The organism is Ruegeria sp. AG7, from assembly GCF_056541545.1.
The window spans coordinates 1-20,494 of the sequence record NZ_JBQFYP010000016.1; the positions used below are offsets into that span (position 1 = coordinate 1).

17 protein-coding genes are annotated in these 20,494 nt (G+C 54.5%); 4 read left to right on the forward strand and 13 right to left on the reverse strand.

All coding sequences use genetic code 11. The annotated features are described in order from the left end of the window. Positions 1-21: 21 nt before the first annotated feature. On the reverse strand, positions 22-912 hold the full coding sequence (locus ACR0BF_RS17080) for a LysR substrate-binding domain-containing protein (protein WP_480625381.1): 891 nt from the start codon (positions 910-912) through the stop codon (positions 22-24). 120 nt (positions 913-1,032) lie between these two features. On the opposite strand from ACR0BF_RS17080, the gene ACR0BF_RS17085 reads away from it, so the two are divergent. The 4 genes from ACR0BF_RS17085 to pbfA all read left to right on the forward strand — a co-directional run bounded on the left by ACR0BF_RS17085 (position 1,033) and on the right by pbfA (position 6,409). Continuing rightward, complete coding sequence (locus ACR0BF_RS17085; RefSeq protein ID WP_480484612.1) at positions 1,033-2,220, forward strand: 2-aminoethylphosphonate--pyruvate transaminase; 1,188 nt, start codon at positions 1,033-1,035, stop codon at positions 2,218-2,220. A gap of 18 nt (positions 2,221-2,238) precedes the next feature. Continuing rightward, positions 2,239-3,483 carry a phosphonoacetate hydrolase gene (gene phnA, locus ACR0BF_RS17090; protein WP_267365552.1) on the forward strand — a complete coding sequence of 415 codons (1,245 nt, stop codon included), beginning with the start codon at positions 2,239-2,241 and terminating at the stop codon, positions 3,481-3,483. Between the two features lie 3 nt (positions 3,484-3,486). After that, positions 3,487-4,950, forward strand: a complete 1,464-nt coding sequence (gene phnY, locus ACR0BF_RS17095; RefSeq protein WP_480625382.1) for a phosphonoacetaldehyde dehydrogenase — start codon at positions 3,487-3,489, stop codon at positions 4,948-4,950. 106 nt (positions 4,951-5,056) lie between these two features. Further along, on the forward strand, positions 5,057-6,409 hold the full coding sequence (gene pbfA / locus ACR0BF_RS17100) for a (R)-1-hydroxy-2-aminoethylphosphonate ammonia-lyase (protein WP_480625383.1): 1,353 nt from the start codon (positions 5,057-5,059) through the stop codon (positions 6,407-6,409). Positions 6,410-6,827: 418 nt separating this feature from the next. On the opposite strand, the gene ACR0BF_RS17105 is transcribed toward pbfA, so the two are convergent. The 12 genes from ACR0BF_RS17105 to ACR0BF_RS17160 all read right to left on the reverse strand — a co-directional run bounded on the left by ACR0BF_RS17105 (position 6,828) and on the right by ACR0BF_RS17160 (position 20,491). Next, complete coding sequence (locus tag ACR0BF_RS17105) at positions 6,828-6,974, reverse strand: hypothetical protein (protein ID WP_480625384.1); 147 nt, start codon at positions 6,972-6,974, stop codon at positions 6,828-6,830. A gap of 293 nt (positions 6,975-7,267) precedes the next feature. Continuing rightward, positions 7,268-9,247, reverse strand: a complete 1,980-nt coding sequence (locus ACR0BF_RS17110; protein WP_480625385.1) for a bifunctional 2',3'-cyclic-nucleotide 2'-phosphodiesterase/3'-nucleotidase — start codon at positions 9,245-9,247, stop codon at positions 7,268-7,270. A 280-nt stretch (positions 9,248-9,527) separates the two neighbouring features. Beyond that, positions 9,528-10,094, reverse strand: coding sequence for a M24 family metallopeptidase (locus ACR0BF_RS17115; RefSeq protein WP_480625386.1), 567 nt, complete (start codon positions 10,092-10,094; stop codon positions 9,528-9,530). A gap of 15 nt (positions 10,095-10,109) precedes the next feature. Beyond that, positions 10,110-10,601, reverse strand: coding sequence for an aminopeptidase P family N-terminal domain-containing protein (locus ACR0BF_RS17120; protein ID WP_480625387.1), 492 nt, complete (start codon positions 10,599-10,601; stop codon positions 10,110-10,112). Between the two features lie 200 nt (positions 10,602-10,801). Then, on the reverse strand, positions 10,802-12,601 hold the full coding sequence (locus tag ACR0BF_RS17125) for an aminopeptidase P family protein (RefSeq protein WP_480625388.1): 1,800 nt from the start codon (positions 12,599-12,601) through the stop codon (positions 10,802-10,804). After that, positions 12,591-13,592, reverse strand: a complete 1,002-nt coding sequence (locus ACR0BF_RS17130; protein ID WP_480625389.1) for an ABC transporter ATP-binding protein — start codon at positions 13,590-13,592, stop codon at positions 12,591-12,593. Before ACR0BF_RS17130 ends, ACR0BF_RS17125 begins: the two co-directional genes overlap by 11 nt. Next, complete coding sequence (locus ACR0BF_RS17135; protein WP_480477679.1) at positions 13,589-14,584, reverse strand: ABC transporter ATP-binding protein; 996 nt, start codon at positions 14,582-14,584, stop codon at positions 13,589-13,591. The genes ACR0BF_RS17130 and ACR0BF_RS17135 overlap by 4 nt, the downstream gene beginning before the upstream one ends. Positions 14,585-14,594: 10 nt before the next feature. Next, positions 14,595-15,461 carry an ABC transporter permease gene (locus ACR0BF_RS17140; RefSeq protein WP_480495838.1) on the reverse strand — a complete coding sequence of 289 codons (867 nt, stop codon included), beginning with the start codon at positions 15,459-15,461 and terminating at the stop codon, positions 14,595-14,597. Next, entirely contained in the window at positions 15,458-16,399 is a 942-nt protein-coding gene (locus ACR0BF_RS17145; RefSeq protein WP_480520891.1) for an ABC transporter permease, read from the reverse strand. Before ACR0BF_RS17145 ends, ACR0BF_RS17140 begins: the two co-directional genes overlap by 4 nt. Before the next feature lie 54 nt (positions 16,400-16,453). Then, positions 16,454-18,040: an ABC transporter substrate-binding protein gene (locus tag ACR0BF_RS17150; RefSeq protein WP_480625390.1), complete on the reverse strand. Its 1,587-nt coding sequence runs from the start codon at positions 18,038-18,040 to the stop codon at positions 16,454-16,456. A 220-nt stretch (positions 18,041-18,260) separates the two neighbouring features. Continuing rightward, positions 18,261-18,830 carry a helix-turn-helix domain-containing protein gene (locus ACR0BF_RS17155; RefSeq protein ID WP_480520887.1) on the reverse strand — a complete coding sequence of 190 codons (570 nt, stop codon included), beginning with the start codon at positions 18,828-18,830 and terminating at the stop codon, positions 18,261-18,263. A 728-nt stretch (positions 18,831-19,558) separates the two neighbouring features. Further along, positions 19,559-20,491: a phosphotransferase gene (locus tag ACR0BF_RS17160; protein WP_480520885.1), complete on the reverse strand. Its 933-nt coding sequence runs from the start codon at positions 20,489-20,491 to the stop codon at positions 19,559-19,561. Positions 20,492-20,494 lie beyond the last annotated feature (3 nt).

Genomic DNA, 20,494 nt, shown 5'->3' on the forward strand with positions numbered 1-20,494 from the left:
AAAAACTCAAGAACCCGCCGGTCACATATCTCCGGCGGTTTCCTTCTCCCCAAGAACCCGCTCCGCAAAGTCCATAAACGCCCGTATGATCTTGACGTCACGACGCTGGGAAAGTGAGATCATGCTTTCACCCATTTGCAATTTCACACCCTTCAATTTGATTTGCCGCAGTCGATCATCGTGCCCATATTCCGCCTGAGATACAAAACCGATACCTGCACCCGAAGCAACAAGTTCGCGAACGGCTTCTCGGCCTTCAGCTACAATCGCCGGGTTTAACCTTATACCTTGTTTCTCGGCTGCTTCTTCCAGTTTCTCGCGTGTTTTTGACCCGTGCTCTCTGAAAATCAGGGGCAACTCGGCCAGCTCCTTCAGGGTCAGGGTGGGTTTTGATGCCAAAAGCACGCCCTGGCCAGCAAAGGCCACAATTTCAGTGGACCCCAAATTCAATACGTCCATGTCCTTGCCAGGAGACAGGCTGCCTACAACGCCGATCTCAGCATTGTAAGACCGAAGCTCTTCCAGGATTTCTTCGGTGTTGCCGGATCGCACAGTGATCGTGATTTTCGGATATTTCTTTTGGAACGAACCCAGAAAAGACGTCATGTGATGCGCTGAATCGGCAATAATCCTTAATTCACCATCGATCGCGGCTTTGGTTTCAGAGAGGTAATCCTCAATCTGATCTTCGATCTCGAAATATTGTTTTGTGAATCTGTAAAGCTGTTCGCCTTCGGGCGTCAGGTTCACGCGTTTTCGTTCACGCTGGAACAGCAGCAGGTCGTGATCCTGTTCCAGTTTTCGGACCTGCTCGGAAATCGCTGGCTGGGTCAGATACAAAGCCTCTGCCGCACGGGAAAAACCCCCATGTTTGGCCACGTAGTGAAAGGCTTTCAACTGGCTGTGTCGCATGGCAGTTCCCTGTAGATTCGTTCATAGGCTGCGCTTATGATTAGATTGATAATTGCAATTTCACATATAGCAAGCGTTGCTGCAATTGTGTTCCTGAAAACGCTGTTCTGGAGCCTGGTAATGACGCCATCCAAACCAAAATTAGAGCAACCGCGCCTTGGTGAACCCTACCTTTTGACGCCCGGTCCTTTGACAACGTCCTACGCGGTCAAAGAGGCAATGTTACGTGACTGGGGTAGCTGGGACGATGATTTCCGCGCCATGACGCGGGAGGTGCGGTCAAGCCTGCTGAACCTGCTTGGCGAGGGTGCCGACGCGTTCGATTGCGTACCGATGCAAGGCAGCGGATCGTTTTCCGTCGAGGCGATGCTGGCATCCTTTATTCCGCGAGACGGAAAGGCGTTGGTATTGGCAAATGGTGCTTATGGGCAGCGTTCGGCACAAACGTTGCAGTACCTGGGTCGTGATCATGTTGTGTTGGACAAAGGCGATTACCTGCCGCCGAGGGGTGATGAGGTTGCGCGCATTCTCGCGGATGACCCGGACATCACGCATGTCGTCGCCATTCACTGCGAAACCAGCTCGGGCATTCTGAACCCGGTCGAAGAGATTTCGGAGGTCACATATGCCGCCGGGCGCAAGCTCTTGATTGACTCGATGTCCGCCTTTGGAGCGATTGAGCTCAAACCAACTGAAATCCGTTACGAGGCCATGGTGTCTTCGGCGAACAAATGCATCGAGGGCGTTCCGGGTTTCGGGTTCATCGTGGCGCGCAAGACCGAGCTGGAAGCAGCAAAAGGCAACAGTCATTCGCTGTCTCTGGATGTGTATGCGCAGTGGGCGCATATGAACAAAACGGGACAGTGGCGGTTTACCCCGCCGACGCATGTGGTTGCGGCCTTCATCGAGGCACTTCGGGCGCACACTGCCGAAGGCGGTGTTGCAGGTCGCGGCGCCCGCTATACCCGCAACCGGGACGTCATGGTCGCGGGCATGCGGGAACTGGGTTTCGAGACGCTGCTGGATAATCGTTGGTTGAGCCCGATCATCGTCACCTTCTTCTGCCCGGCTGATGAGAATTTCGTTTTCGATCAGTTCTACAACCGGATGAAGGAAAAAGGGTTCATTATCTACCCGGGCAAACTGACTGTCGTCGACAGTTTCCGCGTCGGTTGCATCGGCCAGATGGACGAAGATGTCATGCGTAAAGTTGTGATCGCTGCAAAAGAATCTCTGGAAGAAATGGGCGTGACAAGCGCTGCGCCTCCTCTCCGGGCACTGGAAGAACGCGCCAAGTTGGCCGCATAAAAATCAAGGAAAACACAGATGACCATTCAAACCCCTGTCGAAGCAAATGAGCGCGTCTACCCAACGCCGAAGGTGCCCGCAATTGCCATCTGCCTTGATGGATGTGAACCTGAATACCTCGACGTGGCGATTGCGAAAGGGCTGATGCCCAACCTCAAACGGATGCGGGAGGAAGGTACAGACCGTCTGGCGCATTCTGTTATTCCGTCGTTCACCAACCCCAACAATCTTTCGATTGCCACCGGGCGTCCGCCGATCGTGCATGGAATCTGCGGCAACTACCTTATCGATCCCGACACCGGTGAAGAGGTGATGATGAACGATGTCCGCTTCCTGCGCGCGCCGACCATCTTCTCGCAGTTCTATGATGCAGGTTTCCGGGTGGCGATGGTAACCGCCAAGGACAAGCTTCGCGCGCTGCTTGGTGCCGGGCTGAAGTTTGACGAGGGCAGGGCGGTTGCATTCTCTTCTGAGCGTTCGGGCGAAACAACGCTTGAGGAACATGGCATCGACAACGCCAGCAAGTGGCTGGGCATGGATGTGCCCGAGGTTTACTCGGCCGAGCTGTCGGAATTCGTTTTTGCTGCTGGCGTCAAGCTGCTGAAAGAGTTCAAGCCCGACGTCATGTATTTGTCGACTACCGACTATATCCAGCACAAGTTTGCACCCGATCAAAAGGGCGCACTTGATTTCTACGCCATGTTCGACCGCTATCTGGGCGAGTTGGACGCATTGGGGGCCGCCATCGTGGTGACGGCTGATCACGGCATGAAGCCTAAGCACCTGGCAGATGGATCCCCTTCGGTCGTCTATGTGCAGGACCTGATGGACGAATGGCTGGGCAAGGACGCGGCACGGGTCATCCTTCCGATCACTGACCCCTATGTCGTGCATCATGGTGCACTGGGTTCGTTCGCGACCGCTTATCTGCCGGATGGCGCGGATCAGAGTGACATCATTGCCAAACTCAAGGCGACCGACGGGATCACCCATGTGCTGACCAAGGCTCAGGCCATTGAACGGTTCGAATTGCCCGGTGATCGGATTGGCGACATTGTGATGGTTTCTGGCGAAAACATTTGCATCGGAACGTCCGAGCATCGCCACGATCTGGCAGCGCTCAAAGAGCCCCTGCGCAGCCATGGTGGTTTGACGGAACAAGAAGTTCCCTTCATCGTGAACCGTGTCATCGACCTGCCAAACCAACCCGTGCTGCGCAACTTTGATGCCTTTTTCTACGCAACTACAGCGGCGGCACAGTAAGCCATGAAAGACCAGACCATGTCGAAAATCGAAGTTCGTAACGAAGGAATGCGGATCGGTGGCGAGATCGTCTTTACCGAGAAAACCATTCCTGTTCTTTACCCGTACACCAACGAGGTCGTGGGCCATGTTCCCGCTGGCACCGCAGAACACGCACGCAGGGCTTTCGAAATCGCGGCGAATTACAAACCTAAACTGACCCGGTACGAGCGCAGCCAGATTTTGCAGCGCGCAGGCGAGCTGATCGGCGAGAAACGCGATTACCTTGCAAAATGGCTGACGTTGGAGCTGGGCATCTGCCACCAGCATGCGATCTACGAAACCAAACGCGCACAGGATGTTTATCAGTTTGCGGCGGCTGAGGCACTAAAGGACGATGGCGAGATCTTTTCCTGCGATCTGACCCACAATGGCAAAGCCCGCAAGATTTTCACCACCCGAGAGCCGGTGAAAGCAATCAGTGCGATTACCCCGTTCAATCACCCTTTGAATATGGTAAGCCACAAAATCGCGCCATCTATTGCAACAAACAATTGTATGGTTTGTAAACCCACGGAACTGACTCCGCTGACCGCGCTGACATTGGCCGACATACTTTACGAGGCAGGCCTGCCGCACGAGATGTTCCAGGTGGTGACCGGCTGGCCTGCTGACATTGGCGATGAGATGATCACCAATGAACATATCGACATCATCACCTTCACCGGGGGTGTGCCGGTGGGCAAGTTGATAGCTGAAAAAGGCGTCTACAAGCGGCAGGCGCTGGAACTCGGGGGCAATGATCCTCTGATCGTTCTGAATGACCTCAGTGATGCGGATTTGGACAAGGCCGCAACAATCGCAGTGGCGGGTGCGACCGGAAACTCCGGTCAGCGGTGTACGGCGGTCAAGCGCATCCTCGTGCAGGAAAGTGTGGCCGACAAGTTTGTACCGCTGGTTCTGGAGAAGGCCAAGAAGATCAGATTTGGCGATCCGCAAGACCCCGAAACCGAGCTGGGTTGCGTGATCCACGATAAAGCCGCAGAGATATTCGAAAACCGCGTTCTTCAGGCTGAAAAAGAGGGTGCAGAAATCCTGTATCACCCGGGCCGTCAGGGCGCATTGCTGCCGCCTATCGTCGTCGACAAGGTTCCCCATGACAGCGAGCTGGTGATGGAAGAAACTTTCGGTCCTATCGTGCCAATCGTACGCGTGCCAGACAACGACGAAGAGGTGATGGCGATCTCAAATTCGACCGAGTTCGGCCTGTCTTCTGGGGTCTGCACCAATGACCTGAACAGGGCCATCGCCTTTATCAACGGATTGAATGTCGGCACCTGCAACATCTGGGAACAACCGGGTTACCGCATTGAAATGTCACCCTTTGGCGGCATCAAGGACAGCGGAAACGGCGTGAAGGAGGGTGTTATCGAGGCGATGAAGTTTTTCACCAACGTCAAAACCTATTCGCTGCCCTGGCCCAACTAAACCTTGCGTCCTTTCCCCACAGACGGGAAGGGCGCCTCATATCCTCCCTGATACTGGCGGGCCTTTAGGGGCCCGCATCTTTTGATGACAGAAACGAGGAGCGGACATGCCACAGATTGTCCACACGGAAGGGGAATCAAACACATCCGAGGCGCGCAAGGCGTGGTTGAGAAAGTCCATGGGACCAAAGTCGACACCTCTGCTCAAACGCGATGCGGATGTATTCCTGCATCAATCTCTGTCATCACCCTGCGTCAACACCATTGCAAAGGCCGAGGGGATCTGGATCGAGGATATGGAGGGTCGCCGGTACATGGACTTCCATGGAAACTCGGTGCACCACATAGGCTACGGGCACCCGCGTCTGGTTGCCGCAATCAAGGCGCAGCTTGACGATCTTCCTTTCGCGCCCCGCCGCTTTACCAATGATCCGGCAGTGGACTTGGCGGAAAAACTGGCAGATATCGTACCTGGCGATCTGGGGAAAATGCTCTTTACCACAGGCGGCTCTGACGCCAACGAGGTTGCCCTCAAGATCGCGCGCGCCGCGACCGGTCGGTTCAAAACGATCAGCTTCTGGGATGCCTTCCATGGCGCGGGCTTTGGCGCCGCAAGCGTCGGTGGCGAGGCGACGTTCCGCAGTCATATCGCGGGCCCCCTCTTGTCGGGCACTGAACACGTCGCGCCTTTCGCCTGCTACCGTTGCCCATACAATCACACGGGGCCGGAAACCTGCGGGTTGGCCTGCGCGAAAATGGTCGAATATGTTCTGGAGCGTGAAGGAGATGTGGCGGCGGTCATAGCCGAACCGATGCGTGCGGTGCCCTATGTACCACCGCCGGGGTTTTGGAAATCCGTGCGCGAGGCGTGCAATCGTCACGGCGCGCTTTTGATCATGGATGAAATCCCGACAGGCCTTGGCAAAACCGGCAGGATGTTTGCCTTTGAACATGACGAGATCGTCCCCGACATTGTGACGCTTGGAAAAGCGCTTGGCGGGGGCATCCTGCCCATTGCCGCTTGTGTTGCCCGCAAACAATTGGATGTCTGCGGAGATTTTGCCATTGGTCATTACACACACGAAAAGAACCCGGTTACCGCGCGGGCCGCTTTGACAACGCTTCAAATCATCGAAGATGAGGGGTTGGTTCATCGATCGGCCACGTTGGGTGAGCACGCAATTGGCCGTCTTATGGACGAACTTCAGAACGTACCTACCGTCGGAGACATTCGGGGACGGGGTTTGATGTTCGGGGTCGAAATCGTCGATGATCGCGCCGACAAAACGCCGGGTAATGCGCGTGCCGAACGGATTTACTACGCCTGTCTGGAGGCCGGTTTGAGCTATAAGATCAGTCAGGGATGCGTTCTGACATTGTCGCCGCCGCTGACCATCTCGCAATCGGATCTGGACCACGCAATCGACATTGTGGTTGCTGCGATCAAGGCCGAGAGTTGACACGTCGGATCAGTCAAAATTCGGCAGTTGGTAAAATGGGGCTAGCCGGGACAGCAACGAAGACCCTAAAGCGCGACGTAAGGCAACGAGTTCGATGGCGCACGGCGTACAATAAAATTTGGATTTAGCCGAAGGCGTTGTAATATCCAACTGCACTCAGGCTTCAAGCGCTGACGAAAGTGACGGGAAAGGTAAAATCTTCAATTCGGCCTCTAGTACAAATGAGACTGAATAAACTGACGGGATTACAGAAACTCAATATCAACAGAGCGGGGTCTTTCATGGTATCGAATGTAATTCAGAAGCTGAAAGACCTGTTGTCGCTGTGCTCCACAGATCGCAGCCCGTCGTCTTTGCCAAATGGTGGAAAAAAAGATTCAGTTCAGCAGGCGTCTACTTTTTACCTGCCATAGGGTATTCAAACTCCCTTTGCCGCGAGATCCTTGAATACAGATTTCACCAACTCGCCCCTGCCTTCATCCGTTTCAGGCGGTTTATCTATTTGTCCATCTTCGCAAACACTGATCAGATCAATGGTCTGATCGGCATTACTTCTGTGTGTCATGATCCATCCTTGCAAGGAGAATGATCAACACCGCGATAGTCTGATATAAGGGTCTGGGTCACCCGTTCAGCTTTTATTGAAAGGGCTGGGAGCGCAGAAGCTCAGTTGGCAATCCAACGGTTCGATGAGTTCTATGACCCGCCCTCTCGACGCATGTCGGGAACGCCGATTGAAAATGTAGCATCTTCCGCCGCCGGGGCAGATGGCTTTGAATTGTACGGGTGTTCAGCGCAAACCCGCCACCGAGATAGCAAGGTGGCGGGTCAGGTTATCGTTGTGACAAATTGGTCGGATCAGAGCTTGATGCGGAAGGCTGCGAAACCGTCTGCACCTTCCCCGGCGTCCTCGATTGCCACTCCTTTGACATCGCCCATATAGTCGCGGGCTTTTGGACCGGTCTCGAACAACACCGTGGTGTCCGCCAGCGGCGAAAACGACCAGTTGGCATCCGCTTTGGGATCGATTGTGCCCTGTTCTACTATGTAGCGCACAATGACGTCGCGGTTGGTGTCCGGTGCTTCGAACACGATTGTGTCGCCCATTGCGCCCGGGAAAGCGCCACCACCGGATGCACGGTAATTGTTGGTGGCAATGATGAACTCCATATCATCCGTAACAGGCGCGCCATTGAAGGCAAGGTTCACGATCCGAGCTGCGTCGGGGTTTACCTCTTCGCCCTTTGGCCCAAAGCGCGACGGTTGCGACAGGTCGATCTGATACGTCACGCCGTCCATCACGTCGAAATTGTACGACGGGAACTCGGGGTTCAGAAGGATCGCATCCTTGGATCCAGCTTCGACCTGATTGAACATACCGGCAGAGCGTTCCAGCCAGCCACGCACCTGCGCCCCGTTCACGCGAACCGCACGGACCGTATTCGGATAGAGATACAGATCGGCCACGTTCTTGATGGCAACGTCCCCGACCGGGACATCGGTGTAATACTCTGGACCGCCTCGGCCTCCGGCTTTGAACGGTGCCGCCGCAGACAGGATCGGCAGCCCTTCATGCTCGGTGCCTTTCAGCATGTCTTCGACGTACCATTTCTGCGCGATCGAGACGATCTGCACAGACGGATCATCCGCGACCAACGCAAAATAGCTGTGCAGCGGGGCCGAGGTCTTGCCGACCGCGCGCCGAACATAGGCCAGCGTTTCGTCATGAGCTTTCGCAACCGACTCCAGAACCTTCTGATCATCTTCGACCAGAGCGGTGATCGAGCGGTCTTCGTTGCGTTTGGAAATCGGTCGCGCCTCTGACGTCGTGGTAACGACGCGCCATTCCTTGCCGTCCCGTTCCAAAAGCAGGTCTAGTAGGCCAAGATGCGACCCCCAGAAACCGCCCATGACGGCAGGTTTGCCCATCAGCGTGCCTTTTTCCACATCGATCCCTGGGCGGTCAGCAAATGTCGGTGACGGGAAAACCAGGTGATTGTGGCCGGTGACCAGCGCGTCGATCCCATCGACACCTGCCAGAACCACGGATGCGTTTTCCATGCCGTCCTCATGATCGGCACCCCCGATCCCCGAATGCGACAGGGCGATGATCAAGTCACATCCCTGTTCCTTCATCTCGGGCACATAGGCCTGAGCCGTCTCGACAATATCGCGGGCCTGGACATTGCCCTCCAGATGCCTGCGATCCCAGTTCACGATTTGTGGCGGGGTAAAGCCGATGACACCGATCCTGATCGGATGTTTGGTGCCGTCGCCCATCGCGATTTCACGGTCGAGAATGGCATAAGCCTGTACCAGGGTCTTGTCGTCACGCGGGTTCGTACCTTTTTCCTTGGCGACATTGGCCAGAACAACAGGGAACTCGGCACCGGCCAAAGCCTTGTCCAAGAACTCCAGACCGTAGTTGAACTCGTGATTGCCCAGCGTCGCGGCATCATACCCGACCGTATTGAAGGCCGTGATGATGGGATGGCTGTCACCGTCCTTCATGCCGCGCTCGTAAGCGATGTAGTCGCCCATCGGATTGCCCTGCAGGAAATCGCCGTTATCCACCAAGAGCGAGTTTGTCGCCTCAGACCGGATTTCGTTGATGATCGACGCCGTGCGGGACAGGCCTACTGTGTCGCGGGGTTTGTCCGCATAATAATCATAAGGGAACACATGAACATGGATGTCGGTGGTTTCCATGATGCGCAGATGCGCCTGATTACTGGCCGCTGCCACCGAAAACGGGTGCAGGGTAATTGCCGCTGCACCAGCGGTTGTCGTGGCAAGGAAACGGCGTCGCGAAATTGTAGAACGGCTGGAGAAAGACATAGGTCACCTTTCAGGTTTGTGGTCAACGCGTCTTTTTGCCTGTAATTCACAACAACCATATGAAACGGGGTGCCGGCGCTTTAGACGCGTCATGTGTAGGCGCAATGCTAGGTACAATAGCCCAACTTCCTGTACTTGATAAGACATGGCAGAAGGGGAACCCGTGCCCTGCGATTGCCAAGACAATGCCTCGCAATCAGTGCTTTGCGACATGTCTAACCCGCGTCATGTGGGCATCCGACCACTGACCGCCAACCGTGTGGCTGGGACGGCCCGGTTATCAACGTCCCGCTCCCAGGACAACACGCTCTTTCGGGAAGCTGGTCAGTGATTGGCACCCGTCTTCTGTGACCAGGACGTCATCTTCAATACGAATACCAAAACTGCCCAAGTCATACAGACCCGGTTCGTTGGTCCAGACCATTCCTGCGCGCATTACCTGGTTGTTTCCGCGCATGATATAAGGAGCCTCGTGCAAATCCCGACCCAAACCATGGCCTGTCTTGGTGCGTATGCGATTGGCGAATGGGGATGCTTCAAGAACGCCGATGACCGCATCATCGATATCATGGACGGTCACACCCGGGCGACACACGTTCAGACCCATCTGGTTTGCTCGCAATACAGTTTCGTAGACGGCCTTGCCCTCATCTGAAACTTCGCCAACGAAAAAGGTTCGCGTAATATCCAAGACAAGTCCATCTTTGCGCGCGCCAAAGTCAAAGAGTAGCGCATCGCCAGTTTGAATCCGATAATCCATACGCGCTTTCCCGTGCGGTCGGGTCGAGTTGTCGGCTGCGACCACAATCGGTGTTAAGGCCTGTGAATCGGCGCCTTCGGCAAACATTGCCTGGATCAAAGCCTATTCGATCTGTTTCTCGGTCTGGCCTGCACGTACAGTCCCGAAAACCTGCTCAAGCGCACGTTCCGAGATGGTGATCGCAGCTTGCAGGGAGGCCACATCCTTGCTGGACTTGATCAGGCGCAGTTTCGAGACTTGGTGCTCTGCATCAATTATCTTTAACCCAGGCATAGCTTCGGTCAGTGCATCAGAGACAAAAACACGCATGACCTGTCCTTCAACTGTAAGGGACATGATGCTCAGGTGGTCCGCCAAAGCGGCGAAAGCCCCTTTGTAACCGGCCTCATCCCGCCAATCGAATACCGCTCCTTCGAACCTTAATTGATCCCACGAGCCAAGTTCCAGATTTGGAACAATGGCGGCGGGTTCTCCTGAAGCGGGTATCACAACCACGATGGGGCGTTCGTTGGTCATGAAAGACTTGCCCATGGCACGCTCGAAATTTGGACCCGGCACCAATGCCACGGCATCGACAGAGATTTCACGGGCCAATTGGCGATATTCTGATAAATCTGGTAATCTTACCAACCCTTAATGTGACCAAAACCACCCGCTTCGGCGATCCCGGCACATCTTATTGTTCTTACTCCACGCGCGAGCCGTTATCGGCTTGGTATTCTGACGGTTGGAAACGTCGCCACTCGTTTCGCCGCACAGCAGCATACAGCCCGGCCAAAAGTTCGTTTCGTGTTTCAGATTGCAGTCGTCACTTTTGTCAGCCACTCTTTTGCGGGATCACTCAATCGCGGTGAAAGCATCTGTCTGATTTGACGATGATATTGATTTAACCAGTGCCGCTCGGGCATAGTCAGGTTTTGAACTATCAACATGTCAGTCTGAATTGGCACAAACGTCATATTGCGGAAGGCAAGGAAACCGTTGTCTTCTGTGACGACCTCAAAGACGTTTTCTATGCGGATGCCGAAGCTGGCGGCCTTGTAAAACCCCGGTTCAATCGACATGACCATGCCCGGTTCCAGATCAATCGGGTTATAGGGTTTTCCTATTCTCTGCGGGTGTTCGTGCACTGACAGTCGATGGCCGATGCCGTGACCGGTCCCATGGTCATAGTCCAGCCCGAGATCCCACAAAGGGCGGCGGCAGATCCCGTCGATATGGTGCCCTTGGGTACCAGGCGGGAATCGCAAGGTGGCCAAGGCACAGAAGGCCTTGAAGACTGCCGTGTATGCCTCATCATACCCGTCAGGCCGTGCTCCAAAAGCATAGCACCGGGTGGTATCGGTCGTTCCCGTCTCGTATTGTCCGCCGCTGTCCATCAGATAGGTTTGATCCGGTTGGATAGGATCATTCCGATCCGCGGTCGCGCTATAGTGGCACATCGCCGCGTTCCCGCCTGCCGCTGAGATCGCATGAAAACTGTCACCTAGGAAACCTTGCTGTGCGCAGCGCAGCGCCTTCAATTTTTGCTCTGCTTCACGCTCGGTCACGGGTTCACCACTTTCGGTGCGAACGGGAACCGTGTCTGTAAGCCAGGCACCAAATTCTGCCCACGCGATTCCGTCGGTGAAATGGCAGGTTCGAAGACCCTCCAGTTCGATCGTGTTTTTCAATGCCTTAGTCCGGGTAATCACACTGCGTTCAGAACCAAGTTTCGCACCGGCTTCTTCGATGGTTTGTCTTACGGCGACAGGTGAGAAATCCGGATCAGCCAATACCAGCTGATTTGGCCGAAATCTGGCCTTGAGCGTGGGCAAAAACTCTACCTGTGGAACTATCTGAAGATTTGAGGGCAATGTACTCTCTACGAAATCATCCAGCTTTTGCGGATCGACAAACCAAATCAGCGTCCCGTCCCGATGTGCCAGAAGAAAGGAGTTAACTACCGGATTATAGTCAACATCCGCGCCGCGAATGTTCAGTAACCAGGCGATATTGTCAGGTTGTGTTTCGACAACAAAGTCGGCCTGTCGCTGAACCAGATAGTTCGCCAGATCAGAGCATTTTTCTGCACAGTTTTTCCCGGCAATCTGCGACGGTAAAACTGTCACACGACCACAGGGTGGCGCTGGTTGATCTGTCCAAACCGCGTCGACCGGATTGACTTGTTGCGGCACCATCATTGCGCCCACATCCTTGCAAGCTGCGTCAAACCGGTCAAACCACGACGGGGGTATGTGCATCGGGTCATATCCGAGGCGCCAACCTGTACGCATCTCTTTTCTCAGCCACTCTTCGGGCGTTTCGCCATGAAGATGATGATGAGAGAACAACGCGCCTTTGCACTCTTGCGTAGCCTGCAAGCTGTATCGACCATCGACAAAAAGGGCGACGGTCTCAGGTGTTACAAAGGCAAGTCCGGCAGATCCGGTGAACCCGGTCAGATACGCCAGACGTTCGTCATGCGGTGCGACGTATTCGCCTTGATGGGCATCAAATCGTGGTAGTACAAAGGCATCCAGGTCCTGCACGCTCATTTGGTCGCGGAACAGCGAAATTCTTTCGCTCGGACATAAATGAAACCTATCCAGCATGTGCTTTGATCTCTTCCGCGTGGTGGCAGGCGACCTCTCCAAACTCCCCAAATTGTCTGAGTGCGGGAACGTCGCGTTGACAAAGACTTGTGGCAAAACGACAGCGCACGTGGAACGGGCATCCGGGCGGTACGTTCATTGGTGACGGCAACTCACCCTCCAGTCGGATGACGTTCCCTTTGTCATCCGGATCAAGCGATGGCGCAGCGCTGAGCAGAGCTTGGGAGTAGGGATGTGAGGGATCGGAGAACAAGGTTTCGCTATCGCCGATCTCCACAATCCGGCCCAGATAAATTACGGCCACCCGGTTCGAGACGTGACGTACTAGTCGCAAGTCATGTGCGACGAAAAGAATTGTAAGGTTCAGTTTGTCCTGCAATTCAAGCAGAAGATTGACGACTTGTGCCTGTACTGAAACGTCCAGCGCTGAAACCAGTTCGTCGGCAATCAAAACTTCCGGCTCGACCGCCAGCGCACGTGCGATAGCAATTCGCTGCCTCTGCCCCCCTGAAAACTCGTGTGGAAATTTGTATGCGGCGTCCTGTGGCAGGCGTACCAGATCCAACAGTTCCATAACGCGCGAAGGAATTTCACTCTCGGGACGCATCTTGTGAACACTAAGAGCCTCGGACAGAATCTGACCAGTCGTCATCCGAGGGTTCAGGGACGAATAAGGATCCTGAAACATCATCTGAACGCGACGGTTGTAGTCGCGCTCGTTACGAAAATTCGGGTCAAAGATATCTTTTCCTGCGAAACGGATACTGCCGGCCTGAGGCTGGTGAAGCCGAACGATGCAACGCGCGAGCGTGGACTTGCCACACCCAGACTCGCCGACAACGCCCAGTGTTTCTCCTCGCTTGAGCTCGAGGCTGACACCGTTCAGCGCGTTGACAACCCGCCCGGGTCGCTGGCGGATCAGATCAAGAACCGATCGTGACAAATGAAATTGAAGACCCACATCGTTTATCTCCATGACCGTATCTGTCATGCGACGTCTCCCTGAGCTGCAGGCACATGATTGAAGCACGCCACATGACGACCCTCGGATATTGCCGACAAGGGTGGGCGCGCGTTCAGGCACGCGTCGACTGTGCTGTGGCACCGTGGGGCAAAGGCGCATCCGACAGGCAATCTCTCGAGGCTCGGAGGCGTGCCCGGCACCGAATAGAGCGGTGTGCGCGGCGGCACATTCTGAGGAACAGACCGCATCAGTCCAACAGTATAAGGGTGACGTGGTGCATTCAAAACCTGACGCACTGCCCCCTGTTCAACCACCCGTCCGGCATACATGACAGCCAAGGATTCACAGGTTTGAGCGACCACACCTAGATCATGCGTGACAAGAACCACGCCCATCTGAAGCTCATCGGCCAAGGACAGGATCAAATCAAGAATCTGCGCCTGAATCGTAACGTCCAATGCGGTGGTTGGTTCATCCGCGAGCAACAGTTTCGGGTTAGCTGCCAGAGCAATCGCGATCATAACGCGCTGCCGCATACCACCTGAAAACTGATGTGGGTATTCGTTCAAACGTGACGCGGCAGATGGAATCCCTACATGATCCAGCATCTCAACCGCCCGGTCACGGCGCGCCGCGCGATTGAGGTCGGTATGCGCCTTCAACGTCTCGGTCAGTTGCATGCCAACCGTCAACAACGGGTTAAGCGATGTCATCGGTTCTTGAAAGATCATCGCAATTTCGCCACCGCGAATGCGCCTCAGTTTTCGTTCGGAAAGCGGAACAAGGTTTTGCCCCTGCCAATTCACAACTCCTGTGACTTCGCCATAGCGCCGCGATAGCCCCAGAACCGAGCGCAAAGTGACGCTCTTGCCAGAACCGCTTTCACCGACCAGTCCCAGGACTTCGCCACGTCGAACGGAAAAACTCACGTCTCGCACGGCTGGCAAAGGGGTCCCTTCTTTCCAGAAGGTTGTACTAAGGTTTTTCACTTCGAGGATAGGTTGCTGATTGCCTGTCATTGCCAACTCCTTACCCGCGTGGCCTGAGCAGGTCTGCCAACCCATCGCCAATAAGGGAAAATCCAAGACCTGTGATAACGATCGCGATCCCGGGCATCAGGCTTAACCACCAGGCCGTTGTGATAAAATTACGTCCTTCTGCGATCAGGACGCCCCATTCCGCCTGCGGTGGCTGTGCGCCAAGACCCAGATACCCAAGCGACGAACCCAGCAGAATTGCCAGCGCCATATCTGTCATCCAGTAGACGATAACCGGCGTAATCGCATTCGGCAGAAGGTGGCGAAAGATAATGCGCCTGTCAGAGTATCCCATGACGATGCCCGCAGCGGCGTAGTCGTTTCCCATCTGCGCAATGATCTCGGCTCGCATTAACCGGGCATAATAGACCCAACCAACAACCGTTATCGCAATGTACATATTGACCAAGCCCGGCCCAAGTACGGCGACGACCGCAATGACTAGAACCAGAAATGGGAACGTGATGATCGCGTCCACGACACGCCCGAAGATCATATCAGCGATCCCGCGGTAGTAGCCGACAAGCGCGCCAACTACGACGCCAATGATCAGGGCAAAGACTGTGGCAAGGACTGCCATCTGCATGTTTACCGAATAGGCTGAAATAACGCGGCTCAGACTGTCGCGCCCCAGCAGGTCGGTGCCGAAGGGATGGGCCCAGCTTGGTGGCTGTCGGACCGCGGTGTAATCGATGAAGTTTGGATCATACGGGGCAAACGCATTTGGCATGATCGCAAGCAAAGTCGACATTCCAATGATGCAGAGGCCTATTATGAAACCCGGTTTTCGTAGCGCCGCTGGTATGCGCGTCTTTGGCGGTACGCCCGCCCCACCAGGAGAAGTGGCAGTGTCGGTCATGTCAAACGCATCCTCGGGTCCAACGAGCTTTGAAACAGGTCAGTAAGCAGGAATACGACCGAGACCAGAACCGCAAATGTCAGCGTCAATCCCTGGATGAGCGGGTAGTCGCGCGCGAAAATCGCCTCAAGCATCAAGCGTCCGACACCGGGTACGGCGAAAACTGTTTCGGTAACCAGCGTTCCACTCATGAGGTTGCCGATAGACAGACCCAAAAGTGTAACGGTCGAAATCAGTGCGTTACGTAACACGTGGCGCCCCAAGATCAGCCTGTCGGGCAAACCCTTGGCTCGGGCAAACTGAACGTATTCGGCATCAAGGACCTCGATGATGGCGGCGCGCAGGTTTCGCATGATGATCGCCGACGTGTACAACGCCACCGCTACGGCAGGCAGGAACAGATGATACAGCCTGTCCATAAAGGTGTCGCCATAGCCGCCAACCGGAAACCACCGCAGTTGGGCGGCAAGAAAAGTCAGCAAGATCAGACCGATGTAAAACACAGGCATCGACAACCCCACTTGGAAAACCGTGCGGATCACTGCGTCGGGCCACCGTCCGCGGTTCAGAGCTGCAACAAACGCCAGTGGTCCTGCAATCAACAAAGACATGAGGACTGCATAGATTGTCAGAAAAGCCGTGGTCGGCAGGCGGTTGATGATGACTTCAGTAACCGGTGCGCGCATCAGGATAGACCGGCCCAAATCGCCTTGCATCGTATTTGTCAGAAACAGCCAAAACTGCACCAACAGCGGCTCGTTCAGTCCCAACCTCTCGCGGATAGCAGCAAGATCGGCATCCGAAGCCCGGTCTCCTGCGATGGCGATGGCCGGATCCCCCGGTAGAAGACGAACCAGAACAAAGATGATGATCATCACGAGGATGAATGTGGGGATCATCAACAACAAGCGTTTGAATGTGTATTGAAGGGTTGCCATCAAGGCCTCCGTCAAATGTACCGCCGGCAGGTACTGCCGGCGGCATTTAAGCGATCAGCGGCTGACGGTCGCCTGATCGAAGACGTTATTTCCCAGTGGTGTCTGAATGTATCCGTCCACGCTGGTCGATACTGCCACCGCAAAGGGCGTCTCATACATGAAAAGCAAAGGGGCTGCATCTGCATATATTTCCTGCATTTCAGCATACTGGGCCGCTCTTTTTTCAGCGTCTATTTCTGTTGCCGAAGCCTCAAACAGAGCATTGAATTTCGCGTTTTCCCAACCAGTGCCGACCGCATTGGCTGTAGGGGTATAACCTAACCAGCCGACGACCTGGCTGGGGTCGTTTACGTCGTTCACCCAGCCATAGGTGTGGATGTCAAATTCGCCCGAGCGGTTCTTGGCGCCACGTGTCGGCCCATCCACCTGTTCGACTGACAGATTGATCCCCAACGGAGCCCACATCTGCTGAAGGGCCGCAAATATGGTGCTGTCATCCGCAGAGCCAGCCAAAGTCGTAAAGGTGATTTCGGTTCCCGGCGCTACGCCTGCCTCGGCGATCAGAGCTTTGGCCTTGTCAAGGTCGTAGGCATACAACGGACCAAGATTTGCGGAAAGCTGGGTCGCCGCTGCCATCAGAGGTGAGGTCATTGGCTTGCCAGCGCCTTGCAGCACAAGCCCGATCAGTGCCTCTTTGTTGGTGGCATAGTTGAGTGCCTGCCGAACCCGAGCGTCTGACAACGGGTTAGGCGATCCGTCAGCACGGGTTTCACGCGTGTTGATCGGCGAGTATATGATCCGTGTTGACGGATAGAGTTTCATGTTGATCGCTTGGTCTGCTTCAAGCTCCGGCACACGTGAAAACGGAATGAATTCAGCGGCATCCACTTCACCAGCCTGAAGCTTCAGAATCCGGGTTGCGTCATCAGGTATGATCTCAAAATGCACGCCGTCCAGGTAAGGCAGCGCTTTGCCGTCGGACCCTTTGCGCCAGTAGTTCTTATTGGCACAGAACTCCATGGAGGTTCCCTGCTCAAATCCACACAGATAGAAGGGGCCGGACCCGACACCGGGGCCTTTGGCTGCAAAGATTGCGGCGGACTTTTCCTGGTCAGTGGAACCTTCGGCCGCCTCAAAGACGGCTTTGGAGACAATACCGGTTGTGAAAGTGGCAAGCATTGAGAGGATTGTCGGGTCAGCCGCTTTCAGACTGATCGAGACGACATTTCCTTCCGCGCTTACATTGTCGATGGATCCCAGAAGTCCGGCCCAGGGGCTTAGATCGGGATTGCGGGCGCGATCCAGCGAAAAGACAACGTCTTCTCCGGTCAAAGGCGTTCCATCCGAAAAGGAGACGCCGCTGCGCAAGGTAAGCGATACAGACTGTCCATCATCGGAGATACTGTATTCTTCGGCCAGTCCTGGGATGACAGAGTTTCCATCTTCACTGGGGCGCAATAGCGTGTCGAAAAGGCTGCCAACCATCCAGATGTCAGGGTTTCGATCGGCATAAATCGGGTCAATCAGGTTTGATCCGTCATATCTGGCGAAATTCAGAATGCCACCACGCTCTTGTGCGAACAAAGGTAGGGCCATTGCGGTAGCCACGACGGCAGTCGCTGCCATCAAATTACGTTTCATTGATGAGTTCCTCCCAAAGCGATTCTCGATCGCATGAAGGCGGTATACATTAATTTCAATACTGCTAAAACAATTTTTAGTTTGACGTAAACTGCATATTGCGATCACAGGAGCATTGATTGGAAACCCAGGATGCGCCACGACATTCTGGGCAGCACTTTCAAGTGCGACCCCGCGATAGAACTCGGAGAACTGTCGATGAACGGTTCGGCCGACCTGATTAGTTGGAGGAATTATTGATCGGCGTTGTATTTACCCACAATTCAACTGCTTCAGTGTCTCCTAGGACAATCGAATAATGCGGCTTGGAGGTGTCGTGATGTATCGTGTCACCGCTCGACAAGATGTGGACTTCGTCACCCAGATGGTATTCCAACTGACCCGAAATCAGATAGCAAAAGCTCTCGCCTTCGTGGCACATCTTCTCGGACATGTGGCCCGCAGGACGATGAACGATGCACGGATACAAAAGCGCCCCCGAAAACCCCGGACCCAACTTTTCATAGAACCGCCCGTTGACTCCCAATGCATAGGTTTGACGTCGATCTTTGCGAACGTATTCGATGTATTCCTCGGGAACGCTGACAAGCTGTTCAATGCTGGTCTTTAAAGATGCAGCAATTGCCATAAGCGAAGACAGGGACGGGGCACTGATGCCGCGCTCGACCTGTGATATGAACCCTGTGGTCAAACCAGCTTCATCCGCAACCTCGACAAGTGTTTTGCCAAGCGCTTTCCGGCGGCGTCGAATTGCTTTCCCTAGTTGAGACGGGTGATTTTTCTGATCCATCATTTCTTCTCTAGTGGTCGAGCTCGACGGCTCTCAGGGGCCTTGTTTCAGCAAATCCTGTACCTGCGACCGACGGGAACAGCGATTCGCTTACCTAGGCGAACTTCATAACCGGTACGGTTATCATTGGCTAAGTTTCTACTAAAAGCTTTTTTAACCCGGAAAAGCAAATTAGGTTCCTTCCTTCGTGTCGCTGCAAACTTCTGAATGAGAGGCTTAGTCTCGGCGATCACGTGGGAGGAAGGTAGCCAAAATCAGCTCTCCGCTATGACTGGCTCGGATCTGACGAAGGACCTTGTTGCTGCCGACATACTTCACCGCGCGCACAGAAGAAAATCAGTGAATTTGACGCCTTCATCCCAGAATGGAAGAAGAAACAGCCGCGTGCCCGTTACGTTGAAGTATCTTAGGGCCAAGTGCCAGGAATTCTGCACTGAGCGTTCCTTCGAATGCGCCCTTGCAAAGACCAACGGTGAAAAACGCAACTCGATTGTTGAGGGTCGCCTGATCAACTCTCGGACTGCGTTCGGCCATGATCTCTGTTCGATTGCGACAGGAAACTGTGTGCCTCAAGTGGAATTGCGCAGTATATTGAGCCGTCGTTATTGGGACGTTGCGGCCCCTCAAAGAGCTCATTGTGAAACCTGTTCGAAACCCATTTGTCCGAACCAATCTTTCATTTCCACATGCCAGTCATTCACCAAAAGATTGCAACTTATCCATCTGCTTTATTCGGTCGCAACTGCCTGAACATGCGCTGCGAAAGAAGGATCAAACATTAGTGCCTTGCACCTGTCGAACCGACCCGTGGCATAGGCCCAGAAATCATCGGCCGGGTTATCATCGGCATGTTGGATCAAGCCCCAAAGTGTCCACAGAAGATCGCACATCGCCTTGTAGATCACCATTCGCCCGAATTGAGCCGCTGTTGGTGCCGCGCCGAAATAGGACGTCAGCATCTCGATTTCTTGCACCTCGGTCAGCCCGGCTTCGACCGACAAATCGCCGAGGTCCCAAAGGGCATCATTCATGCCGGAATATTCGAAATCCACGATCCACATACGGTCACCGTTGTCGAGAAAGTTCTCGCAAAGCGGATCGCAATGGCTGGGAACCAGCATGCCCGGCCTGTCTTGCAGCAGCTGTTTGATCGGCGCAGCTTCGGCGACGATTTTTGTATAGCCTTCGGGCAGGGAAATATCCTTTGTTGACAGGACTTTCAGATATTCATCGATCATCGAAAAAAGTTCGAACCGAAATTCGAAAGGGTGGGGTGACTCGTGTAGTTGCCGCAGGGCATGCCCGGCACGTGCGGCCGCTCCGGTGCGCGTTGCGAAAAGTTCGGGTGTCATGGTGACGATACCGTCAATGCAATCACTGATCATCACACCGGTATCTGCATCCGCCCAAAGCACAGCAGGACCGATACCAGCTTCGGCTGCGACCTTGGCATTGTGAATCTCAACGCCGCGATCGATGTAATCCGCAGTGCCATCTCCGGGGATACGAACGATCATGGTGTGCCCGCCGGTTTCCACTCTGTAGACCAGATTGGTCAACCCACCCAGCCGTTTGATTTTGCTGTCTTGTGCTGAGATTTCCTCAAAACCTTTCAGGTTGCGAAGTTCACTCAGGACACGATCAGTGTTTCCGTCAGTCATTTT

Excerpts from the sequence above, each read along its gene's own strand:
- ACR0BF_RS17115 (WP_480625386.1), bottom strand. The coding sequence starts at position 10,094 with ATGTTTGCCGAAGGCGCCGATTCACAGGCCTTAACACCGATTGTGGTC.
- ACR0BF_RS17155 (WP_480520887.1), bottom strand. The coding sequence starts at position 18,830 with ATGGATCAGAAAAATCACCCGTCTCAACTAGGGAAAGCAATTCGACGC.
- ACR0BF_RS17130 (WP_480625389.1), bottom strand. The coding sequence starts at position 13,592 with ATGACAGATACGGTCATGGAGATAAACGATGTGGGTCTTCAATTTCAT.
- ACR0BF_RS17110 (WP_480625385.1), bottom strand. The coding sequence starts at position 9,247 with ATGTCTTTCTCCAGCCGTTCTACAATTTCGCGACGCCGTTTCCTTGCC.
- ACR0BF_RS17085 (WP_480484612.1), top strand. The coding sequence starts at position 1,033 with ATGACGCCATCCAAACCAAAATTAGAGCAACCGCGCCTTGGTGAACCC.
- ACR0BF_RS17135 (WP_480477679.1), bottom strand. The coding sequence starts at position 14,584 with ATGACAGGCAATCAGCAACCTATCCTCGAAGTGAAAAACCTTAGTACA.
- pbfA (WP_480625383.1), top strand. The coding sequence starts at position 5,057 with ATGCCACAGATTGTCCACACGGAAGGGGAATCAAACACATCCGAGGCG.
- ACR0BF_RS17140 (WP_480495838.1), bottom strand. The coding sequence starts at position 15,461 with ATGACCGACACTGCCACTTCTCCTGGTGGGGCGGGCGTACCGCCAAAG.
- ACR0BF_RS17160 (WP_480520885.1), bottom strand. The coding sequence starts at position 20,491 with ATGACTGACGGAAACACTGATCGTGTCCTGAGTGAACTTCGCAACCTG.
- ACR0BF_RS17105 (WP_480625384.1), bottom strand. The coding sequence starts at position 6,974 with ATGACACACAGAAGTAATGCCGATCAGACCATTGATCTGATCAGTGTT.
- ACR0BF_RS17145 (WP_480520891.1), bottom strand. The coding sequence starts at position 16,399 with ATGGCAACCCTTCAATACACATTCAAACGCTTGTTGTTGATGATCCCC.
- ACR0BF_RS17150 (WP_480625390.1), bottom strand. The coding sequence starts at position 18,040 with ATGAAACGTAATTTGATGGCAGCGACTGCCGTCGTGGCTACCGCAATG.
- phnA (WP_267365552.1), top strand. The coding sequence starts at position 2,239 with ATGACCATTCAAACCCCTGTCGAAGCAAATGAGCGCGTCTACCCAACG.
- phnY (WP_480625382.1), top strand. The coding sequence starts at position 3,487 with ATGAAAGACCAGACCATGTCGAAAATCGAAGTTCGTAACGAAGGAATG.
- ACR0BF_RS17125 (WP_480625388.1), bottom strand. The coding sequence starts at position 12,601 with ATGCTGGATAGGTTTCATTTATGTCCGAGCGAAAGAATTTCGCTGTTC.
- ACR0BF_RS17080 (WP_480625381.1), bottom strand. The coding sequence starts at position 912 with ATGCGACACAGCCAGTTGAAAGCCTTTCACTACGTGGCCAAACATGGG.